The 19,997-nt window shown below is 71.7% G+C and carries 17 protein-coding genes; 12 read left to right on the top strand and 5 right to left on the bottom strand.

What is annotated here, in order from left to right:
• Positions 1 to 160 precede the first annotated feature (160 nt).
• Positions 161 to 2,308 (top strand): SpoIIE family protein phosphatase, encoded by a 2,148-nt coding sequence (locus ACFWM2_RS04455; protein ID WP_383272879.1) that lies wholly within the window; start codon positions 161 to 163, stop codon positions 2,306 to 2,308.
• A gap of 143 nt (positions 2,309 to 2,451) precedes the next feature.
• Here the strand turns inward: ACFWM2_RS04455 and ACFWM2_RS04450 are convergent, their stop codons facing one another.
• Positions 2,452 to 3,804: a S1 family peptidase gene (locus tag ACFWM2_RS04450; protein WP_383272877.1), complete on the bottom strand. Its 1,353-nt coding sequence runs from the start codon at positions 3,802 to 3,804 to the stop codon at positions 2,452 to 2,454.
• 627 nt (positions 3,805 to 4,431) lie between these two features.
• Between ACFWM2_RS04450 and ACFWM2_RS04445 the strand changes: the two genes are divergently transcribed.
• The 4 genes from ACFWM2_RS04445 (at position 4,432) to ACFWM2_RS04430 (ending at position 10,600) form a co-directional block, all read left to right on the top strand.
• Positions 4,432 to 4,647, top strand: a complete 216-nt coding sequence (locus ACFWM2_RS04445) for a type A2 lantipeptide (protein ID WP_383272875.1) — start codon at positions 4,432 to 4,434, stop codon at positions 4,645 to 4,647.
• A gap of 91 nt (positions 4,648 to 4,738) precedes the next feature.
• A complete protein-coding gene (locus ACFWM2_RS04440; protein WP_383272873.1) occupies positions 4,739 to 5,548 on the top strand; it encodes an HlyD family efflux transporter periplasmic adaptor subunit in 810 nt (269 codons plus the stop codon).
• The gene (locus ACFWM2_RS04435; protein WP_383272871.1) at positions 5,545 to 7,782 is read left to right on the top strand and encodes an NHLP family bacteriocin export ABC transporter peptidase/permease/ATPase subunit; all 2,238 of its coding nucleotides are present in this window, start codon (positions 5,545 to 5,547) and stop codon (positions 7,780 to 7,782) included. Before ACFWM2_RS04440 ends, ACFWM2_RS04435 begins: the two co-directional genes overlap by 4 nt.
• 1 nt (position 7,783) lies before the next feature.
• Positions 7,784 to 10,600, top strand: coding sequence for an NHLP bacteriocin export ABC transporter permease/ATPase subunit (locus ACFWM2_RS04430; protein WP_383272869.1), 2,817 nt, complete (start codon positions 7,784 to 7,786; stop codon positions 10,598 to 10,600).
• Between the two features lie 4 nt (positions 10,601 to 10,604).
• Here ACFWM2_RS04430 and ACFWM2_RS04425 read toward each other — a convergent pair whose 3' ends face one another.
• Both ACFWM2_RS04425 and ACFWM2_RS04420 read right to left on the bottom strand, forming a co-directional pair.
• The gene (locus ACFWM2_RS04425; protein WP_383272867.1) at positions 10,605 to 11,141 is read right to left on the bottom strand and encodes an SRPBCC family protein; all 537 of its coding nucleotides are present in this window, start codon (positions 11,139 to 11,141) and stop codon (positions 10,605 to 10,607) included.
• Positions 11,142 to 11,147: 6 nt separating this feature from the next.
• Positions 11,148 to 11,501, bottom strand: a complete 354-nt coding sequence (locus tag ACFWM2_RS04420; RefSeq protein WP_383272865.1) for an ArsR/SmtB family transcription factor — start codon at positions 11,499 to 11,501, stop codon at positions 11,148 to 11,150.
• 189 nt (positions 11,502 to 11,690) lie between these two features.
• On the opposite strand from ACFWM2_RS04420, the gene ACFWM2_RS04415 reads away from it, so the two are divergent.
• The gene (locus ACFWM2_RS04415) at positions 11,691 to 13,190 is read left to right on the top strand and encodes an MFS transporter (RefSeq protein WP_383272863.1); all 1,500 of its coding nucleotides are present in this window, start codon (positions 11,691 to 11,693) and stop codon (positions 13,188 to 13,190) included.
• Positions 13,191 to 13,245: 55 nt separating this feature from the next.
• Here the strand turns inward: ACFWM2_RS04415 and ACFWM2_RS04410 are convergent, their stop codons facing one another.
• Positions 13,246 to 14,829, bottom strand: coding sequence for a bifunctional phosphatase PAP2/diacylglycerol kinase family protein (locus tag ACFWM2_RS04410; RefSeq protein ID WP_383272861.1), 1,584 nt, complete (start codon positions 14,827 to 14,829; stop codon positions 13,246 to 13,248).
• 399 nt (positions 14,830 to 15,228) lie between these two features.
• On the opposite strand from ACFWM2_RS04410, the gene ACFWM2_RS04405 reads away from it, so the two are divergent.
• The 6 genes from ACFWM2_RS04405 to ACFWM2_RS04380 all read left to right on the top strand — a co-directional run bounded on the left by ACFWM2_RS04405 (position 15,229) and on the right by ACFWM2_RS04380 (position 19,161).
• Positions 15,229 to 16,248 carry a Ppx/GppA family phosphatase gene (locus ACFWM2_RS04405; RefSeq protein ID WP_383272859.1) on the top strand — a complete coding sequence of 340 codons (1,020 nt, stop codon included), beginning with the start codon at positions 15,229 to 15,231 and terminating at the stop codon, positions 16,246 to 16,248.
• Positions 16,249 to 16,435: 187 nt separating this feature from the next.
• Positions 16,436 to 17,431 carry an iron-containing redox enzyme family protein gene (locus ACFWM2_RS04400; protein ID WP_383272857.1) on the top strand — a complete coding sequence of 332 codons (996 nt, stop codon included), beginning with the start codon at positions 16,436 to 16,438 and terminating at the stop codon, positions 17,429 to 17,431.
• Between the two features lie 45 nt (positions 17,432 to 17,476).
• On the top strand, positions 17,477 to 18,106 hold the full coding sequence (locus ACFWM2_RS04395) for a HemK2/MTQ2 family protein methyltransferase (RefSeq protein ID WP_383272855.1): 630 nt from the start codon (positions 17,477 to 17,479) through the stop codon (positions 18,104 to 18,106).
• Positions 18,087 to 18,296 (top strand): CDGSH iron-sulfur domain-containing protein, encoded by a 210-nt coding sequence (locus ACFWM2_RS04390; RefSeq protein WP_383272853.1) that lies wholly within the window; start codon positions 18,087 to 18,089, stop codon positions 18,294 to 18,296. The genes ACFWM2_RS04395 and ACFWM2_RS04390 overlap by 20 nt, the downstream gene beginning before the upstream one ends.
• 182 nt (positions 18,297 to 18,478) lie before the next feature.
• Entirely contained in the window at positions 18,479 to 18,955 is a 477-nt protein-coding gene (locus ACFWM2_RS04385; protein ID WP_383272851.1) for an STAS domain-containing protein, read from the top strand.
• Complete coding sequence (locus tag ACFWM2_RS04380) at positions 18,952 to 19,161, top strand: hypothetical protein (protein ID WP_383272849.1); 210 nt, start codon at positions 18,952 to 18,954, stop codon at positions 19,159 to 19,161. Before ACFWM2_RS04385 ends, ACFWM2_RS04380 begins: the two co-directional genes overlap by 4 nt.
• Positions 19,162 to 19,454: 293 nt before the next feature.
• Here the strand turns inward: ACFWM2_RS04380 and ACFWM2_RS04375 are convergent, their stop codons facing one another.
• Positions 19,455 to 19,889 carry a protease inhibitor gene (locus ACFWM2_RS04375; protein ID WP_383272847.1) on the bottom strand — a complete coding sequence of 145 codons (435 nt, stop codon included), beginning with the start codon at positions 19,887 to 19,889 and terminating at the stop codon, positions 19,455 to 19,457.
• Positions 19,890 to 19,997: the final 108 nt, after the last annotated feature.

Raw genomic sequence — 19,997 nt, 5'->3', positions numbered from 1 at the left:
GCGGGGGCGCACGTACGGCGCCCGTGCGCCACGGCGCGCTTCTATTGCGGGGGCATGTCAACCGACCGAGGGGGTATAGGGCCCCGCCCCGCTCGCCGTGCGGGAAACGCCGCCAGGAGAGAGCCTTGACCCCGGGGACCCGTCGCGGCCATGCGAGGAGGTGGTCGGCGTGTCCGACTGGCAGGTGTCCGGTCAGGCGCCGGCGCCCAGCCCGGTGCCGGTCGGCCGGCCGCTGCTCTCCCTCACCCTCGCCTCGATCCTCGACGACGTGCACGCCCACTCCGGTGCCGTGTATCTGCTGGCTCCCGGCGAGCCGGTGCTGGAGATGGCGGTCATGGCCGGGCTGCCCCGCGCCTTCGCCGCGCCCTGGGAGCGGGTGGGGCTCAATGCGCCGATCCCGGTCGCGGAGGCACTGCGGGAACGGCGGCTGATCTGGGTCAACGGCGAGGAGGAGATGGCTCGCCGTTATCCGCGTATCGCCGTGGTCCTGCCCTATCCCTTCGCGCTCGCCGCGCTTCCGGTGGCTACCAGAACCACCGCGTACGGGGCGATCTTCGTGACCTGGCCCGGCGCACATCCGCCGGAGCTGTCCGACCGGGAGCGGGACCATCTGACGGCGGCCTGCGACCGGCTCGCGCTGCGCATGGAGCGCGCTGCCGAGAAGGGCCGGCCGGCCCGCCGCGAACCCGATCTGCTCGCCCCGGCCGCCGAGGCGCCGGCCGCCGGCACGCTCGGCACGGTGGAGGCGGCCCGGATGGTGGCGCGGCTGCCGTACGGGCTGTGCGCGCTGGATCTGCACGGGCGGGTCAGCTTCGCCAACGCGGCGACGGCCGAGCTGCTCGGTGTCCCGGTGAGCAGCCTGCTGGGCACTCAGCTGTGGTCGTCCGTTCCCTGGCTCAACGACCCGGTCTACGAGGACCGCTACCGTGCGGCCCTGCTCAGCCAGCAGGTGACGTCGTTCGTGGCGCTGCGCCCGCCCGGCGACTGGCTGTCGTTCCGGCTGTATCCGAGCACCAGCGGGCTGAGCGTCCGCATCTCCCGGGCCCGTGCGGTGTCCGAGATGCGCCGCGCCGGACCGCAGCAGGGCGACGACTCCCCGCGGCTGGTCACCATCTCCCACATCCTGAGCCTGGCCAGCGCGCTCACCGAGGCGGTGGGTGTGCAGGACGTGGTGCAGCTGGTCGCGGACGAGATCGCGCCCGCCGTCGGCAGCCAGGCCCTGGTCGTCCTCGGCACGCAGGGCGGGCGGCTGCATGTGCTCGGGCAGCGCGGATATCCGGACGCGCGGGTGGTGGAGCGCTTCGACGGGGTGCCCCTGACCGCGCAGACCCCCGGCACGCAGGCGCTGAGCAGCGGAGTTCCCGCGTTCTTCGACTCACGCCGGCAGCTGGAGCAGATCTACCCCTCCCGGCACATGACCCCGGACGGCATGAACGCGTGGGCCTATCTGCCACTGGTCGCCTCCGGCCGTCCGGTCGGCACCTGTGTGCTCGCCTATGCCGAGCCGCATCCCTTCCCGGCCGACGAACGGGCCGTGCTGACCAGCCTCAGCGGCCTCATCGCCCAGGCCCTGGAGCGGGCACTGCTCTACGACGCCAAGCACCAGCTCGCCCACGGCCTGCAGGCCGCGCTGCTCCCGCACTCCCTGCCGTCGCTGCCCGGCATCGAGGCGGCGGCGCGCTATCTGCCCGCCACTCAGGGCATGGAGATCGGCGGCGACTTCTACGACCTGGTGTCCACGGACGGGCGGGCCGCCGCGGTGATCGGGGACGTGCAGGGGCACAACGTGACGGCAGCGGGCCTGATGGGGCAGATCCGGACCGCCGTACGCGCCTACACGACCGTCGGCCAGGCGCCCGAGGAGGTCATGCGGAGCACCAACCGGCTGCTGATCGACCTGGGCAGTGAGCTGTTCGCCAGCTGCCTCTATCTGCGTCTCGAGCCGGAGCGCGGGCGGGCCGTGATGGCACGGGCGGGGCATCCGCCGCCGTTGCTGCGCCGGCCCGACGGGCGGGTGCGGGTCCTCGACCTCGCCGGCGGCCCGCTGCTCGGGATCGATGCAGCCGCCACGTATCCCACGACCGAGGTCTCCCTCGCTCCCGGTTCCGTACTGGCCCTCTACACCGACGGGCTCATCGAGTCGCCCGGCGTGGACATCGAGGACGCGCTGGCGGAACTCGGGCAGCGGCTCGCCGAACTCGGCGACCAGCCGTTGGAGACGCTCGCCGACAGTCTCGTCCGGCACACCGAGACGGCGGAGGAACGGCCGGACGACGTCGCCCTGTTGCTGCTGCGCGCGCGGGGCTGACCCGGCCGTGCCCGGTCGCGGTCCCGCACGGGCGTACACGGAACGGCCCGGCCCTCCCGCCGGAGAGCCGGACCGTTCCGCTGCACTGACCTGGATGAAGCCGCCGGCGCGTCCGGGTCAGTGGGTCTGTGCCTGCTCGGACCTCACTGCCCCTGGCCGGTCAGCCCGGAGCCGTCGTCCACGCCGCCGGCGTCCGCCGGGGCCGACGGGTCGTCGGTCGCACCGGCCTGGTCACCGGCACCGCCGGCCTGCTGCTCGCCGGCGCCGCCGGCCTGGTCACCTCCGGCCTGGTCGTCCGCGCCGCCGGCCTGGCCGTCGCCGGCTCCGGCAGCGCCGGCTGCGTCGCCGCCTGCCTGGTCACCCGCACCAGCACCGGCGCCCGCGCCCGCGTCGCCGAGGGTCGCGCCGACCGCCGTCAGCGCGGTGGTGACCGGCTGGAAGAAGGTCTCACCGCCGGCGGTGCAGTCGCCGCTGCCACCGGAGGTCAGGCCGATCGCGCTGCCCTCCTGGGTGAACAGCGAGCCGCCGCTGTCCCCGGGCTCGGCACAGACGTCTGTCTGGATAAGACCGGTGACCGTGCCTTCCGGGTAGTTCACGGTGGCGTCGAGACCGGTGACGCTGCCGTCGTTGAGGCCCGTGGTGCTGCCCATGCGGAGGACCTGCTGGCCGACGGCCGCCTCGGCGGCCTGGGTGATGTCGACCGTCTGTCCGTTGCCGACATTGACGGTGGAGGTGGCCTCGGTGTTCGGGTCGTCGTACTTCACGAGTGCGAAGTCGCCGTCACCGGGGAACGTGGCCTGGTCGACCGTGGCGATGGGCTCACCGTCCTGGGAGTCGGACCACGCGGCGGCCGCGACCCCGCAGTGACCCGCTGTCAGGAACGCGGGGCTGCCGTCGTCCGCGGTGACGTTGAAGCCCAGGGAACAGCGGGCCCCGCCACCGAAGATGGCGTCGCCGCCCGCCACGAACGTCTTGAACGTGCCGGCGGACTTCTTGACGGTCGCCGTGTCGGAGCCGAGCGACTTGACCGTGGACGTGAGCTGGTTCCACTTGGCGCCGGTGACGGTGCTGTCGGCGGTGACCCGGATCTCGTTGGTCTTCGGGTCGACGGACCAGGCGGTGCCCGGGATCGTCGCGTCGGTCCTGAGCGTCTTGGCCGCAGCCGCGAGCTCGGCGGTGCTGTTGTTCACCTCGTTCGGAACCGCACCGGCTTTTCTGATCTCGTTGGACACGTTGCTGTCGTTGCCGACCACGTTGATGATGATCTGCTGCTTGCCGGCGTCGTAGTACGACCCGGCGAAGGCGTCTCCGAGCTGGGAGGCGAGCTGTCCCGCGACGTCCGGGACGTCGGCCGCCTTGAACGTCTGCGGAGCGGAACCGGCTGTGTCCGTCTGGGACGCCATGGCGTTGGGCAGTATGAGTGCCGCCGCTCCGAGCGCCGCCACGCTTCCTGCCGCTATCGCAGCCTTGCGCTTGGGTATGCGTTTGTGACTCAACTCTCGACCTCCTGGGGACGGGGTCCGAGCCGCCGTCCGGCAGCTGACTGGGGGCGCCTGGATGGCAGTTGATACGCACGAGCCGCGTGGGGCGTTCAACGGGAGGTCTCATCGCGCTCGGACCGAGGGACTCAGCCCGGGAGTTGCGGCAGGCACATTTCGGCCATCCGTCACACCGTCCGCCACCGGACGGTGACCGTCCGTTCCGACCGGAGAGCGGAATCCCGGTTTCAGCGAATCTGCACATCGACTGCGCAACCAAGTCACCGCGAGTGGGGGATCTGCACACGCGCCCGCAGGGGGCCACGGCTTTGCGACCGGACTGTCCTATTCCGCCCCTGTGGGGCAAGGGGCGGCGCGAACCTATGCCGTGCAGCATGTGAAGAACTCGCCGCAGAGGCGTGCGCACACCTGCACGGTTGAGCCTCCCGGGCGATCAAGTGCCCAGGTGAGAGCCCTGGTTGATTGGATGCCTGCCACGCCACCGTGCTTTGATCCGTGCACCGCGGAGCTCGCACCAAGGTTCCCGGCAACGGGCGCCGCACGCTCGCGGTCGCGGCCGTCCATCTGTCCCCAGAGGGGGCCGCTCCCCCCTTATGAATACCCATTACGAAGGGAAGTTCCATCATGAACTCCACCCCCCAGGTTGAGACCGTCGAGATCTCGGACGCCGAGCTGGACAACGTCTCGGGCGGCCTTGCCGTGCAGGCCGTTGGCACCGTCACGGACCTCGTGGACTCGGTTGCCCCGGTTTCCGGCCTGGTCAACACCGCCGTCGGCACGGTCGAGGGTGTCACCGGCCTGAACACCGCGCCGGTCACCGGCCTGGTCGCCGGTCTCTGACCGCACCTTGTACCGCTGAGTCCCGGAACCGATCCACGGTTCCGGGACTCTCGGATGTCGAAAATCTCCCTAGTCAGGTGAGGGAAGTCCCGTGCAGTTCCGCCAACAGGCCCTCGCCAAGCTGCAGTCGCCCGAAGAGCTCGATCTCCCCGTGCGCTTCGCCCGTCCGCAGGGCTGGCTCGTCCTCTCCGTGACGGTGCTCGTCATGGCGGCCGCGTCGGTCTGGGCCGTGACCGGCACGGTGGCGTCCACGGTCAGCGCACCCGCCGTCCTCACCCACGGCGAGGGCAGCTATGTGCTGCAGAGCCCGGTCGCCGGGCAGGTCACGGCGGTCCTCGCCAAGGAAGGCCACCGGCTCGCCGCCAACGCGCCGGTCCTCAAGGTCCGCACGGCGGACGGCAGGACGGCCGTCGTCCGCACGGTCGCCGCGGGCCGGATCACCGCCCTTGCCGCCGCCATCGGCGCGATCATCCGGACGGGGGCCAATGTCGCCGCCGTCGAAAAGGTCGCCAAGGCCGACGATCCGCTGTACGCGACCGTGTACGTCCCGGCGGAGAACGCCACCGGCATCCCCGTGAACGCGCCGGTGGACCTGACCCTCCAGTCCGTGCCCACCCAGCAGTACGGCGTGCTGCGCGGGCATGTGAAGGCCGTCGACCGGACCGCGCAGACCCAGCAGCAGGTCACCGCCTTCCTCGGTGACAGCCAACTCGGCGAGCAGTTCACGAAGAAGGGCAGGCCCGTGGCGGTCCTGGTCCGGCTCGACCCCTCCGCCGGCACGAAGAGCGGTTACAAGTGGTCGTCCGCTGACGGGCCGCCGTACGCGCTCGACTCCATGACCCTGGCCACGGGCTCGATCCGGCTGGCCGATCAGCGCCCCGTCGATTGGCTCCTGCCGTGACCGCCCCCCAGGAAACGCTGCCCCCGCCCGTCCGGGGCAGACGGCGTGCCGCCGCGCCGAAACCCGCCGGGCCCAAGGGCAGGCAGAAGACCGTGCGGACCCCGACCGTCCTCCAGATGGAGGCCGTGGAGTGCGGTGCCGCGTCCCTCGCCATGGTGCTCGGCCACTACGGACGGCACATTCCGCTCGAAGAGCTGCGGATCGCCTGCGGTGTCTCGCGGGACGGCTCACGGGCCAGCAACCTGCTGAAGGCGGCGCGGAGTTACGGCCTGACGGCCAAGGGCATGCAGATGGACACGGTCGCGCTGGCCGGAGTGCGGGCGCCCGCCATCCTGTTCTGGGAGTTCAACCACTACGTCGTCTACGACGGCATGGGCCGCCGATTCGGCCGCCGGGGCGTGCACATCAACGACCCCGGCAAGGGCCGCCGGTTCGTGCCGATGGAGGACTTCGACTCCAGCTTCACCGGCGTCGTCCTCGTCATGGAGCCGGGCCCCGACTTCCGCAAGGGTGGTCGCAAACCGGGCGTTCTCGGCGCCATGCCGGCACGGCTGCGCGGCACCTCGGGCACCATGCCCGCGGCCGTCCTCGCGAGCCTGCTGCTGGTCGCGGTCGGCGCGGCGGTCCCCGCACTCAGCCGTACCTATATCGACATGTTCCTGATCGGCGGCCAGACCTCACTGCTCGGGGTGCTGTTCGCGTCGATGGGCACGTGCGTGCTGCTCACGGTGGTGCTGACCTGGCTGCAGCAGACCAATCTGCTGCGCGGCCGCATCATCTCCTCGACACTCAGCAGCGCTCGCTTCCTGCGGCATCTGCTACGGCTGCCGGTCACCTTCTTCTCCCAGCGCAGCCCCGCCGACCTGGTGCAGCGGCTCCAGTCGAACGACGCGGTGGCCGAGACCCTGGCCCGCGACCTGGCGGCGGCCGGGGTGGACGCGGTCGTGGTGGTGCTCTACGCCGTCCTCCTCTACACGTACGACCCGCAGCTCACGGCCGTGGGCATCGGGGTCGCGCTGCTCAACGTGGTGGCGATGCGGGTGGTGATCCGGCTGCGCGCGACGCGCACCGCGAAGCTGCGTGCGGACAGCGCCCGGCTGACCAACACGGCCTACACCGGGCTGCAGTTGATCGAGACGATGAAGGCGACCGGCGGCGAGGACGGCTACTTCCGCAAGTGGGCGGGCCAGCACGCGACCACCCTGGAGGAGCAGCAGCGCCTCGGTGTACCGAGCGCCTGGCTCGGGATCGTCGCGCCCACGCTGGCAACGCTCAACAGTGCGCTGATCCTGTGGATCGGCGGTCTGCGGGCCGTCGAGGGCGGGATCTCGGTGGGTCTGCTCGTCGCCTTCCAGGCGCTCGTGACCCGCTTCACCGCCCCGATCACGCGGCTGAACGGCGTCGCGGGCCGCATCCAGGACTTCGCCGCCGACGTGGCACGGCTCAAGGACGTGGAGAACTTCGAGGCCGATCCGCTCTACGCCCGGTCCGGTTCGGGCGAGTCGACCCGCCGGCTGCGCGGCCATGTCGAGCTGGAGAACATCACGTTCGGCTACAGCCCGCTCGACAAGCCCCTGCTGACCGGCTTCTCACTGACGGTCGGCCCGGGCCAGCAGGTCGCGCTGGTCGGCGGCTCCGGCAGCGGCAAGTCCACGGTGTCCCGGCTCATTTCGGGCCTGTACGCGCCCTGGGAGGGTGCCATCCGCATCGACGGACAGCGCCTGGAGGACATTCCGCGCGGTGCGCTCGCCGCCTCCGTCTCCTTCGTCGACCAGGACGTCTTCCTCTTCGAAGGGTCCGTCCGGGACAACGTGGCGCTCTGGGACCCCTCGATCCCGGACGACGCGGTCGTCGCGGCGCTCCAGGACGCGGACCTGTACGACGTCGTGGTCCGCCGTCCGGGCGGGATCCACAGCCGGGTCGAGCAGGACGGACGCAACTTCTCCGGCGGCCAGCGTCAACGCCTGGAGATCGCCCGGGCGTTGGTGCGCCGGCCCAGCATCCTGGTGCTCGACGAGGTGACCAGCGCCCTGGACGCGGAGACCGAGCAGACCGTCATCGACAACCTGCGCAAGCGCGGCTGCGCCTGTGTGATGATCGCGCACCGGCTCAGCACCGTGCGCGACAGCGACGAGATCGTGGTGCTCCAGCACGGCACGATCGTGGAACGCGGGCGTCACGACGCCCTGGTGGCGGCCGGCGGCCCGTACGCCGAGCTGGTCAGGGAGCGGTGAGATGACGACGGTTCACGAGGGCGACCTCGTCCTCGGCGCGCTCGGCGGTATGGGCACGCCGATCGACTGCTCGGGGCTCAACCGCCTTGATCTGGAAGGCCCGCAGGTGCTGTGGCTCGTGGCGGCCGGCGCCATGGACCTGTTCGCGGTGGACGCCGCACAGCAGGGCCACTGGCACCACCTCGGCCGCCTCGAAGCGGGCTCGCTGCTGCTCGGCCCGGTCGCGGGACCGCAGCACACCCTGGTCGGCCGGCCGTTGCGGGACTGCGTGGTGCACCGGATCGTGCTGCGTGAGCTGTACCAGCAGGCGGGCACCGAGACCTGGTCGTACGACGCGTACGGCAACCCCCAGTACGTACCGCCGACGTCGAGCCCGCTGGAGTACGCGCTCGCACTCGGCGTCGGCCGCAGTCTGTCCATCCTCTTCCAGGCGCCGATGGCCTCCGAGCGGGCCGCGGCGCCGACGGACGACGACGTCTTCTGGATGCAGGTGCCGCCCGGGAGCGTGCAGTACGGCTCCCTGTACGGCGCCGAGGCGGCCGCCGACCTGCTGATGGACCCGGGGGTCTGGCAGGGCATGGTCGACCAGCAGTACCGGCTCCTCGCCACGCTCGACCGGTGGATCGAGCAGCTGGAGGCCGGCCACGAGCACCGTACAGCCGCGGGCATCAAGGCCGGTGAGGCCGTCCGTGCCCAGGCCGACCGCACCCTGCTGGCGTCCATCGGCAGGCCGTCGGCGAAACGGCCGACCGCTGCGGACGCCGACGCCACGTACGCGGCCTGCAGACTGGTCGCCGGCGCGGCCGGGATCACGCTCGCGGAGCCCGCGCAGAGCGGCACCGAGAGCGACCGGCTCGACCCCGTCGAGCGCATCGCCATCGCCTCACGCGTCCGCGCCCGGGCCGTACGGCTCGACGGCCGCTGGTGGCACGACAACTTCGGTCCGCTGGTGGGCCACCGTGCCGTGTCGGGCGCGCCGGTCGCGCTGCTGTGGCGGCGTGGCGGGTATGTCGCCGTGCACCCCTCGTCCGGGCGCGAGACACCGGTGGAGAAGGCGAACGCGGCGGAGTTCGAGCCGCGGGCGGTCATGTTCTACCGTCCGCTGCCCGAGCGCCGGCTGAGCCCGCTGCGGCTGATGCGGTTCTGTCTGCGGGGCACCGGCGGCGACCTGCGCAATCTGGCGATCAGCGGTCTGGTGACCGTGGCGATCGGCGCGCTGGTGCCGGTCGCCACCGGCAAGGTGCTCGGCGAGTTCGTGCCGAAGGCGCAGCACACCCTCATCGTGCAGGTCTGTCTGGCCATCATGATCACCAGCGTGGTGTCGGCGGCCTTCATGCTGCTGCAGAATCTGACCCTGCTGCGGATGGAGGGGCGGATCGAGGCCACCCTCCAACCCGCCGTGTGGGACCGGCTGTTGAGGCTGCCGACGAAGTTCTTCACCGCACGCTCGACCGGTGAGCTCGCCAGTGCCGCCATGGGCATCAGCGCGATCCGCCGGCTTCTCGCCGGCGTCGGTCCGACGGTCGCGCAGGCGGGCACGGTGGGCGCGATGAACCTGGGGCTGCTGCTCTGGTACAGCGTTCCGCTGGCGCTGGCCGCGATCGGCATGCTCGTCGTCATCGCCGCGGTGTTCCTGGGGCTCGGTCTGTGGCAGGTGCGATGGCAGCGGCGCCTGGTGGTGCTCGGCAACAAGCTGAACAACCAGGCGTTCCAGACGCTGCGCGGGCTGCCCAAGCTGCGGGTGGCCGCGGCCGAGAACTACGCGTACGCCGCCTGGGCTTCCGAGTTCGCCCGCAGCCGTGAACTGCAGCAGAAGGTCGGCCGGATCAAGAACCTCACGACGGTGCTGGGCGCGGTGTATCTCCCGTTCTGCTCGCTGCTGATGTTCATGCTCCTCGCGGGCCCGGCGCGCGGCTCGCTCTCGGCGGCGGAGTTCCTCACCTTCAACACCTCAGTGACGATGGTGCTGACCTCAGTCACCCAGCTGACCAGCGCGTTCGTCTCGGCGGCGGCCGTGCTGCCGATGTTCGAGGAGATCAGGCCGGTCCTCGACGCCACTCCCGAGGTGCGCACGGCGAGCACCCGCCCGGGTGTCCTCTCGGGCGGTATCGAGGCCCGGCGGCTTTCGTTCCGCTACTCGGACGACGGCCCGCTCGTCCTCGACGACGTGTCCTTCGACATCGCGCCGGGTGAGTTCGTGGCGATCGTCGGCCCGAGCGGCTGCGGCAAGTCCACCCTGCTGCGCCTGCTGATCGGCTTCGACAAACCGGTCTCGGGCAGTGTGCTGTACGACGGCCAGGATCTGGGCGCCCTCGACCAGTCCGCCGTACGCCGTCAGTGCGGTGTGGTGCTGCAGCACGCGCAGCCGTTCACCGGCTCGATCCTGGACTGCATCTGCGGCACCGAGCCGTACACGCCCGAGGAGGCGATGGCGGCGGCCGAGATGGCGGGTCTCGCCGAGGACATCAAGCGCATGCCGATGGGGCTGCACACGATCGTCTCGGGCAGTGGGGCGGTCTCCGGTGGCCAGCGCCAGCGGCTGATGATCGCCCAGGCGCTGATCCGCCGGCCGCGCATCCTCTTCTTCGACGAGGCGACGAGCGCGCTGGACAACGAGACCCAGCGCACGGTCATCGAGAGCACCAGGGCGCTGAACGCCACTCGTGTCGTGATCGCCCACCGGCTGTCCACCGTGATGGACGCGGACCGCGTGATCGTGATGGAGGACGGCCGGGTGGCCCAGCAGGGCCCGCCCGCGCAGCTCCTCGCGGACACGGGCGGACGGCTGCACGAGCTGGTGCGGCGGCAGATGCGGTGAGCGGTCAGTCGAGGCCCGGGACCGGGGCGCCGGAAGGGACTCCGGCCGCCAGGTAGCCGCGGTAGAACTCCTTCCACGGCGCGAGCGCTCCGGCGTGCGGCCCGCCGGCGTCCTTTCCGCGCGCGTGCGCGTCGAGGGCGCCGAGGCAGACCTCCCAGCCGGCGCCGTTGCGGGCGGCGGTGTTCTCCGCCTCCAGGATCTGGGTGAGGGTGAACCGCGTGCGCTTGTCCGCCAACGGCTCCAGGTCGAAGTGCAGTTCGTCGCCGCCCCAGCTGAAGGAGACGTGCCGGGGCGGGTCGACGGCGAGGACGCGTCCCGTGGAGTCCTCGATGTGGGGGTCGCCGCTGAACGTGACCGTGCCGCCGGGCCGCAGCTCGATCTCGGCGCGGGACGGGAACCAGTGGACCAGTTCGTCGGGGTCGGTCACGAACTGCCAGACCCGCTCGACGGGATGGTCGTAGGTGCGGCTGAAGCGGACGGCGGGGCGACCGTCGTCGAGGGTGAGATAGGTGCCGGTGGGGGCGGTGGATTCGTCGGACATGGTGGCTCAGTCCTTCGGGGAGGGTGCTTCGTGGTCGTCCGACGGCTCCCCCGCCGCCCGGTCCAGGCGGCGGCCGAGGGCGTCGAGGCGCTCGTTCCAGAGCTTGCGGTACGGCGCCAGCCAGGCGTCCAGCTCGGCGATCGGCGCCGGATCGAGCGCGTAGACACGGCGCTGAGCGTCCTGCCGGACCCGCACCAGACCGGCGTCACGCAGCACCCGTAGGTGCTTCGAGGTGCTCGGCTGGCTCAGTCCGCACGCCTCGACGATCTCACCGACCGCCCGCGGCCGCTCCAGCAGCAACGCGACGATGGCACGTCGGTGGGGGTCGGCCAGGGCGCTCCAGAGGGGGTTGTCGGACACGCCCCTCAATATGCCTCACTGGTTATATTCCCGTCAAGGCATAGATGGGTGGGAACGTCCGGCGCGACCCAGCGCGGCCAACTAAACGAAACGTTGCCGTTTCGCAGAAAGAGGTCTAGTCTCTACGTGTACGAAACAGTTTCGTTTACCTGCACGTAATCCTGAGCACTTCCCTGGAGTGGTTCTCTGATGTCTCAGACGGCAACCGAAGGTGCCTCCACAGGCGCCGTGGACTCACCGGCCGCGCATTCGTCGAAGCGGTGGTGGATCCTCGCGATCATCGGTATCGCGCAACTGATGGTGGTGCTCGACGCCACCATCGTGAACATCGCCCTGCCGTCCGCCCAGGCGGACCTCGGGTTCTCCGACGGCAACCGCCAGTGGATCGTCACCGCGTACTCGCTCGCGTTCGCCTCCCTGCTTCTGCTCGGCGGACGCATCGCCGACCTCTTCGGGCGCAAGCCCGCCTTCCTCATCGGTGTCGCCGGATTCGCCGGGGCCTCCGTGCTCGGCGGTGCGGCGAGCAGCTTCGGCATGCTCGTCGCCGCCCGTGCCCTGCAGGGTCTCTTCGGCGCGCTGCTCGCGCCCGCCGCACTCTCGCTGCTCAACACGACGTTCACCGAGGCGAAGGATCGCGCCAAGGCGTTCAGCGTCTACGGTGCGATCGCCGGTGCCGGTGGCGCGGTCGGGCTGCTGCTCGGCGGCATGCTGACCGACGCGTTCGACTGGCGCTGGACCCTGTTCGTCAATGTGGCGTTCGCCGTGCTCGCCTTCGTCGGCGGCTGGATGCTGCTCACCAACCACCGCGACGCCGCCAACTCCAAGCTCGACGTCCCGGGCGCGCTGCTGGTCGCCTCCGGTCTCTTCTCCCTGGTCTACGGCTTCTCCAACGCCGAGACGCACGACTGGAGTTCGCCCGAGACCTGGGGCTTCCTGGCCGCCGGTGCGCTGCTGCTGACCGCCTTCGCCTGGTGGCAGACCCGCGCCAAGCACCCGCTGCTGCCGCTGCGCGTCCTGCTCGACCGCAACCGCGCGGCGTCGTTCATCGCCGTGCTGATCACCGGTGCGGGCATGTTCGGTGTCTTCCTCTTCCTCACCTACTACCTGCAGCTGAACCTGGGCTTCAGCCCGACCAAGACCGGTGTCGCCTTCCTGCCGATGGTCGCGGCCATGATGGTCGCGGCGCAGCTCTCCACCATCGTTCTCGTACCGCGGATCGGGCCGAAGATCGTCCTCCCGGCGGGCTTCGCGATCGCCGCGGTCGGCATGGCCTGGCTGACCGACATCGGTGTCGCCTCGGACTTCTCGACCTCGGTGCTGCCGCAGCTGATCCTGATCGGCGCGGGCCTCGGCATCGTGATGCCGCCCGCCATGTCGCTGGCCACGAACGGAGTCGCCCCCGAGGACGCGGGTGTCGCCTCCGCGACGGTCAACACCATGCAGCAGGTGGGCGGTTCGATCGGTACGGCCCTGCTCAACACCCTGGCCGCGAGCGCCGCGACCAGCTATCTGGCCGGCAAGGACGGGACGAACAAGCTGGTCCAGGCGCAGGCGACGATCGAGAGCTACACCACCGCCTTCTGGTGGTCGGCGGGCTTCTTCGCCGCGGGCTCGCTGATCGGCCTCCTGCTCTACCGCCGCGGGACGCAGGAGCGCGACCCGGATGCCGCGCCGGTCGTCCACATGTGATCACCCGCTGATCCCGTGGGTGCCGGATCGGCACCCACGGGTCCGCGACAACTGATCAGCACCGAGCCGAGGGGTCGCCGTCCGCAGGGAGACGGCGGCCCCTCATCCGTGCGCGGTAGCGGGCCGTCGCGGTGGCGAGACGCACCTGCTGGGCCAGTTCGTTCTGCGGCAGGGCGGGCCGGTAGACGACCAGGGCCCGATGCTCCTTCCCCAGTGTCAACTCGACCGGGGTGGGGGCGACTTCGCCGTCATGGGCGAGGGTGTCCGTACCGCGCAGGCCCTCCAGCCGGACCCGCGGCACGGCCTCGGCGCTGTAGACCCGGGAGCGGCCCAACGCCCCGGCGAGCGCGGAGACGACCACCCGGGTACGCGCCAGACGGTGACCGCCGTCGACCATGCGCAGGTCGAGCAGCCCGTCGTCGAGGCGCGGCCGGTAGGTGGGCGCGAAGCCGTCGGGCCGGTACCGGCCGTTGCCCGCGAAGAGCAGCCACAACCGTCGGGAACGGCCGTTGACGGTCAGTTCGATGGGCGTCGCCGTGCGCAGGACCCGGGTCAGCGCGACGGCCGCGGCCGGCCACTTGCCCAGCCGCTTCTCCAACTGCTCACGGAGCGCGACGAGTTCGGGGTAGAGGCCGATGCTGAAGGTGTTCAGGAACCGCACCTCGTCCCCGGTCACCGAGGTCGCCACACCGATGTCCACGGCCACCGCCTCCCCCCGCGCGACCGCGACCGCCGTGTCCTCGAACTCGGGGACGCCCACGTCCTGCGCGAAGTGATTGAGGGTGCCCCCGGGAAACACCGCGAGCGCGAGTCCGTATCGGGCGGCCGCGTGGGCCGCCGCGTTGACGCTGCCGTCGCCCCCGCACACGCCCAGTGCGCCGCCCGACCTCCGGGCCCGGTCGACCGCCCGGTCGAGCAGCTCCGTGAAGTCGTCGTCCGGCCCGACCTCGATCAGCTCGGCCCGGGGCAGCAGCCCCCGCAGATGCTCCGTCGGCGGCAGGGAGGAACCGGGCGCGCCGGACCCGGCCCGGCTGTTCATGAAGACGACCAGTCCCTCGCCGTCGGGCAGCGCGGGCGCCTCGGCCGCCGGCCGTTCCCGCTCGGGGACACCGACGCGCGCGGGCCACCAGCGGCAGGTGAGCGCGGCGGCCCCGGCTCCGATCGCGACGCCGGCCAGAACGTCACCGGGGTAGTGCACGCCGACGTACACCCGCGAGAAGGCGACCGCCGCGGCGAGGGGCGCGACCAGGAGGCCGTACCGGGTGGACTCCAGGGCGACCGCGGTGGCGAAGGCCGCGGCGGACGCGGAGTGGCCGGACGGGAACGACGTGGTGTGCGGCTGGCGGGTCAGCTGCCGGATCGGCGGTACGTGGTCGAGCAGCGGGCGGGGGCGCCGGGCACCCCACTTCACGACGGTGTTGACGGTGAGCGAGGCCAGCGCGAGCGAGCCGGCACCACGCAGGGCGGCCCGCCGGGCGGTGCGGCCGCCGACCACGGCGAGTCCGGCCGCGCCGCACAGCCACAGCCGGCCGTGATCGGCGGAGTGGCTGAGCCGGGTCAGCGCCGGATCGGCACCGGGCAGCCGCGCGCCGGCGACCCGTGTGAACAACCGCTGGTCCAGCTCGCCCAGAACACCCATGCTCCACCGGTACGGCATCGCGGCCGCGTCGGCATCCGGGGCGACTCGGACCGGTGACGGGGCTGCTCCGGGCGGCGCACGGGCCACGCCGGGGCGGCCACGTCCGCGCCTTTGCGCCTTTTGCACCTCCGCGCCTCCGTGCCTCCCTGCCTTTGTGCCTCCGTGTCTTTGTGCCTCCGCGCCTATGCGCCGCTGTCCGGGCAGTCGGCCCTGGCGGCGTGACCGGATGCCGGGTGCTCGTGCCCCGGTGTCACGACGCTCGGAACCAGCCATTCCGCCGGTCCGCCGCCGGTCAGGCGCGCACACCGGCCTCCTCATCCCCACGTGTCCGTCCCGCGTCGGCCCGGGTCGGCCCCTCGGCGCGGGCGTGCCGCGACCGCAGGAGGGTACTTCCGGGACATGCGACTGAGCGTGGTGGATGTGGGTTCGAAGACGGTCCGGCTGGTGGTGGCGGATGCCGAGGGCGGTGTGCCGCTGCCGGTGCACACCGCGAAGTGGCGGCTGCGGCTGTCCGATCATGTGGAGCCCGGTGGCGTCATTCCGGAGGAGTCCGTGCGGGAGCTGGTGCACGCGGTGCGCGGGGCCACCAGGACGGCTCAACGGTGGGGCGCGGTTGCCCCGTTGGCCTTCGCGACCACGGTGATCCGCAATGCTCCGAACCGCCAGGAGATCCTGCGGACCGTCCGGGCGGAGACCGGGGTGCCGCTGCGCACGCTGCCGGGCGAGGTGGAGGCCGAGCTCACGTTCCTCGGGGCGCGCCGGTGGATGGGCTGGCGTTCGGGACCGCTCGCGCTGATGGACATCGGCGGCGGCTCACTGGAAGTCGCCTTCGGGCGGGGCCGGTTGCCGGACTTCGTGGCCTCGCTGCCCCTGGGTGCCAGTCGGCTGACCCATGAGTTCTTCCAGGGGGAGGACCCTCCGACGGCAGAGTCGGTGAAGGCACTGCGGCGCAAGGTGCGCCATCAACTGCGCGACGTGGCGGCGCGGATCCGCTGGGAGGGACCGCGCACCGCCGTGGCCACCTCGCGGACGTTTCAGCAGGTGGCGCGGTTGTGCGGGGCCGCGCCGGGGCGTCGCGGCCCGTTCGTGGACCGGGAGCTGCACCGCAAGGAACTGCGCAGGTCACTCGACCGCCTGGCCGCACTTCCGGCCGCCGAACGGGCGCGGCTGCCGGGCATCTCGGCGCCACGGGCCGCGCAGAGTCTGGCCGGTGCGGTGGTCGGACACACGACCATGAAACTGACGGGCCTGAAGTCGGTCGCCATCTGCCCCTGGGCGATCCGCGAGGGCATTCTCCTGCGCCAGATAGAGGACGGCGCGTCGTGGTGGGCGGAGATGACCGAGCGCGGTGACGACCTCTCGCCACCGCCCACCGACGCGGGGTCGGTGTCTCTGCGTCTCGCGACCCCGGCGGGCTGACCGCCGGGGTCCGGCACGGCGGGGGCCGGCACGGTGGGGCCGAGACCGTTCCGGCACCCGCTCCCGGCCCCCGCCCCACCCGGTCCCCGCACCACGGGAGGACCACAGACACCACAGGTGAGGGCAGACAGCACCGCCGACCCCACCCACCACGGATGACCTCACGCGCACCGGGTACCCGGCCCGCATGACAGAAGATCGTCCAGGCCCCGAGCTGCCGCCGAGCCGCGGCCCCGTGTCCGCAGCCGTCCTCGCGTACCTGCGCGCCGCCGGCCCGCTCCCCCACGCCGAGGACACCCGGCGGGCGTCGCCGTACGGGGACGATCTGCAGCTCGCCCTGTACCTCTGCTACGAACTGCACTACCGCGGCTTCGCAGAAGTGGACCCGGACCTCGAGTGGGACCCCGACCTCCTGCGGACCCGGGCGCAGCTGGAGGACCGCTTCCTGTCCGCCCTGCGCGCGGACACCCCCGTCCACGACAGCGTCGAGGCCGCGGTGAAGGAACTGCTCGTCGAGCCCGCCGAGGGCACGGGGGTCAGCCACTATCTCCGTGACCAGGGCGAACTCTGGCAGGTGCGCGAGTACATCGCACAGCGGTCGCTCTACCACCTCAAGGAGGCGGACCCGCACGCCTGGGTCCTGCCGCGCCTGTGGGGCCGGGCGAAGGCCGGGATGGCCGCGGTGGAGTTCGACGAGTACGGCGGTGGCCGTGCCGAGCGGGTGCACGCGCGGCTCTTCGCCGACATGATGGCCGGCCTGGAGCTGGAGCCCACGTACGGCCACTATCTGGACGCGGCGTCCGCGGAGATGCTGGCCACCGTGAACATGATGTCGCTCCTCGGCCTGCACCGGGCCCTGCGCGGAGCGCTGGTCGGCCACTTCGCGGCCGTCGAGATCACCTCGTCGCCGGGCTCCCGCAGGCTCGCGGAAGCCATGCGGCGTACCGGCGCGGGCTCGGCCGCCGAGTTCTTCTACGACGAGCACGTGGAGGCCGACGCCGTCCACGAGCAGGTCGTACGCCATGACGTGATCGGCGGCCTGCTGGAGGAGGAACCGCACCTCGCGGCCGACGTCACCTTCGGCATCGACGCCACGGGCTTCGTCGAGGACCGTTTGGCCCGGCATCTCCTCACCGCGTGGCACGCGGGAAGCCCCTCGCTGAGGAATACCCATATTTCATGATTCCCCGGGTACTCGGCCCACGTGAAACCTCTGGCACTTCCGGGCGTGTACGCCCCACAGGACGACACATCCTTGCTGGTCGGCGCGCTGTCCGACGAGCCGCTCTCTCCCGGAGCGCGTGTCCTCGACATCGGTACGGGCACCGGCGCCCTGGCGCTCGCGGCCGCACGCAGGGGCACCCGGGTGACCGCGGTGGACGTGTCCTGGCGGGCGGTGTGCAGTGCCCGCGTGAACGCACGGCTGGCGGGGCTGTCCGTCCGTATCGTGCGCGGGAACCTCTTCACGCCGGTCGCGGGCCAGTCCTTCGACCTCATCCTGGCCAACCCGCCCTACGTGCCCGCACCCCACGCGCACCGTCCCCCACGGGGTCCGGCGCGGGCGTGGGACGCGGGTCATGACGGCCGCCTCGTGCTCGACCGGATCTGTCACGGGGCCCCCGGGCGACTGCGTCCGGGGGGCGTTCTGCTGATGGTCCACTCGGCGCTCAGCGGGGCCGAGCCCACCCTGAAGCGACTGCGCGCCTCCGGGTTGAAGGCCGCGGTGACGGAGCGCCGATGGGTCGACTTCGGGCCCGTACTCCGCGAACGGGAGAACTGGCTGCGGGAACGCGGCCTGCTCTCCGCCCACGAGGAGAAGGAAGAGCTGGTGGTGATCCGTGCCGAACGACCCGTCTGACACGCCCCGTCGGATCACCGTGCAGCGGCAGGGCCCCCTGCTGGTGGAGGGCCCGGTCGAGGTCGAGCTGGAGGACGGCACCGTCGTCTCCTCCGACCGCTTCCGGGTCGCCCTGTGCATGTGCCGGCGCAGCCGGCGCTACCCCTGGTGCGACACCAGCCACCGCCGCTCGAAGCCCGCCGAGCGGTAGCCCAACTCCCGCTGGAACAAAGCCTGTTGGAGCAGCACTGCACCGAGCAGGTCAAGACACCAAACCCGAAATCACCCGGTCGGGTGAACCGGATCGCGCGGGCGTCGGCACAGGGATGTTCTGTCCATGCCGGGGTAGCTACGGAGATCCAATGTGCCCTCCCCGGCCGAGGCGGAGCCGACATGCCACCGGAACTCCCTGACGACCGTGTTGCCGCCCCATCGGAGGGCCCGGTCGGCGAAGCCGGGCTCCCGGCGGCGAATCCGTATGCGCGCAGCTATCGCAGCGATCCGTTCGTCGTGGTCGAGGTGTCCGGCGAGATAGACCTGGCGACGGCGGGCTCGCTGGCCGCACACCTGGACGCGGCGACCGCGGGTTCCGCTCCGGATGTGCTGGTCGACCTGCGACCGGTCGCCTTCTTCGACTGCTCGGGGCTGCGGGTGCTGTGCCGGGCCGACGACCGGGCCCGGCAGCGCGGCGGCCGCCTCCGCGTCGTCTCCGGCCGGCCCCGCACCCACCGACTTCTGCGCGCCGCGGGCCTGCTGCAACGCTTCCCGCCGCTCACGGACCTGCCTCCGCCGCCGCAAAACCTCAACCAGGAGTTCAATGAAACGATTGAAGGAACGGCGCATCGATCCGAAGGCGGAGGCACGACGTGAAGTTCCTTCTGGAAGTCGACATGGGGGAGACGGGCTGGGACGGGAACGCCGTCCAGGAGCTCGGCCGGATCCTTCGGTACTGGGGCGGCAACCTCGGGCACTACGAGTTGAAGCCCGGCGACGGCACGGCCGTGTACGACTCCGGCTACCGCGAGGTGGGGCACTGGACGATCAGCTCCGACCCGGCACGGGAGACATCGGGCTGATCCCGGGGGCGGCGATCCTGCGCGCGCGGCCGAACCCGGCGTCTTCGAGCTCCTTCGTGCGGCGGGGCGTCTTCGAGCCCCTTCGTGCGACGTCGACGTCGCGGGGCCCTGGGAACGGGGAACCCGCCGGCCCGTGACGCGGGCGCCTCCGACGCAATGCCGAGGGCCGGCGGACAGCCCCACTCCGTCCGACCGGCCCTCGGTGCGAGGTCGCGTGGTGCTCCGCGACGGGGGCTCGCACTCCCCAGCTACGGCCCTCGGTCAATGCTCACGGGACCGCGCGACCCCGGTCCTCAGAACGTGAAGACGGTCATCCCGTAGGAGTTCTTCACGCACTCGTTGGCGAAGGTGCGCTCATAGGAGACGCGCTTGCCCTGCCAGACGCCGTCGACGGTGACGACCACCGGATCGAACTGCTTGGTACACATCACCTCGCCTCTCGCCTCCAGGGCATCGAAGTCACCGTCGGACGCGCGCAGTTCGGCGCAGGCATCGACGGCGGCCGGGTGGGTGCCCGAGGCGGTCGGCGCGCAGTTCAGGGTGACGGCACGCTCGGGTGTCACGGTGGCCGCGCTGTAACCGTGGCCCATGGTGAGGACCAGGGCCGAGGGGGCGTAGAGCGCGGCAGGGGCGGAGCCCGGGGCGGCGAGGGCGGACCCGGCAAGGGGTCCGCAGACGGCGGTGGCCGTCAGGGTGAGAGTCGCTGCCCAGCGCGCGGTGTTCGGCATTGTGTGCATCCTTCCGCTCTGTTGAGTGCTGCACCGGCTCGGTTGTGTGCCGGTGCGGCGAGCGCGAGTCTGCCGAGTCCGGCCCGGAAACACACATCGACCCCACGG

The organism is Streptomyces sp. NPDC058371, from assembly GCF_042723265.1.
Lineage (GTDB): Bacteria > Actinomycetota > Actinomycetes > Streptomycetales > Streptomycetaceae > Streptomyces.
The sequence above is the reverse complement of the archived record's forward strand: the minus strand, read 5'-3'. Positions and strand labels throughout refer to the sequence as shown.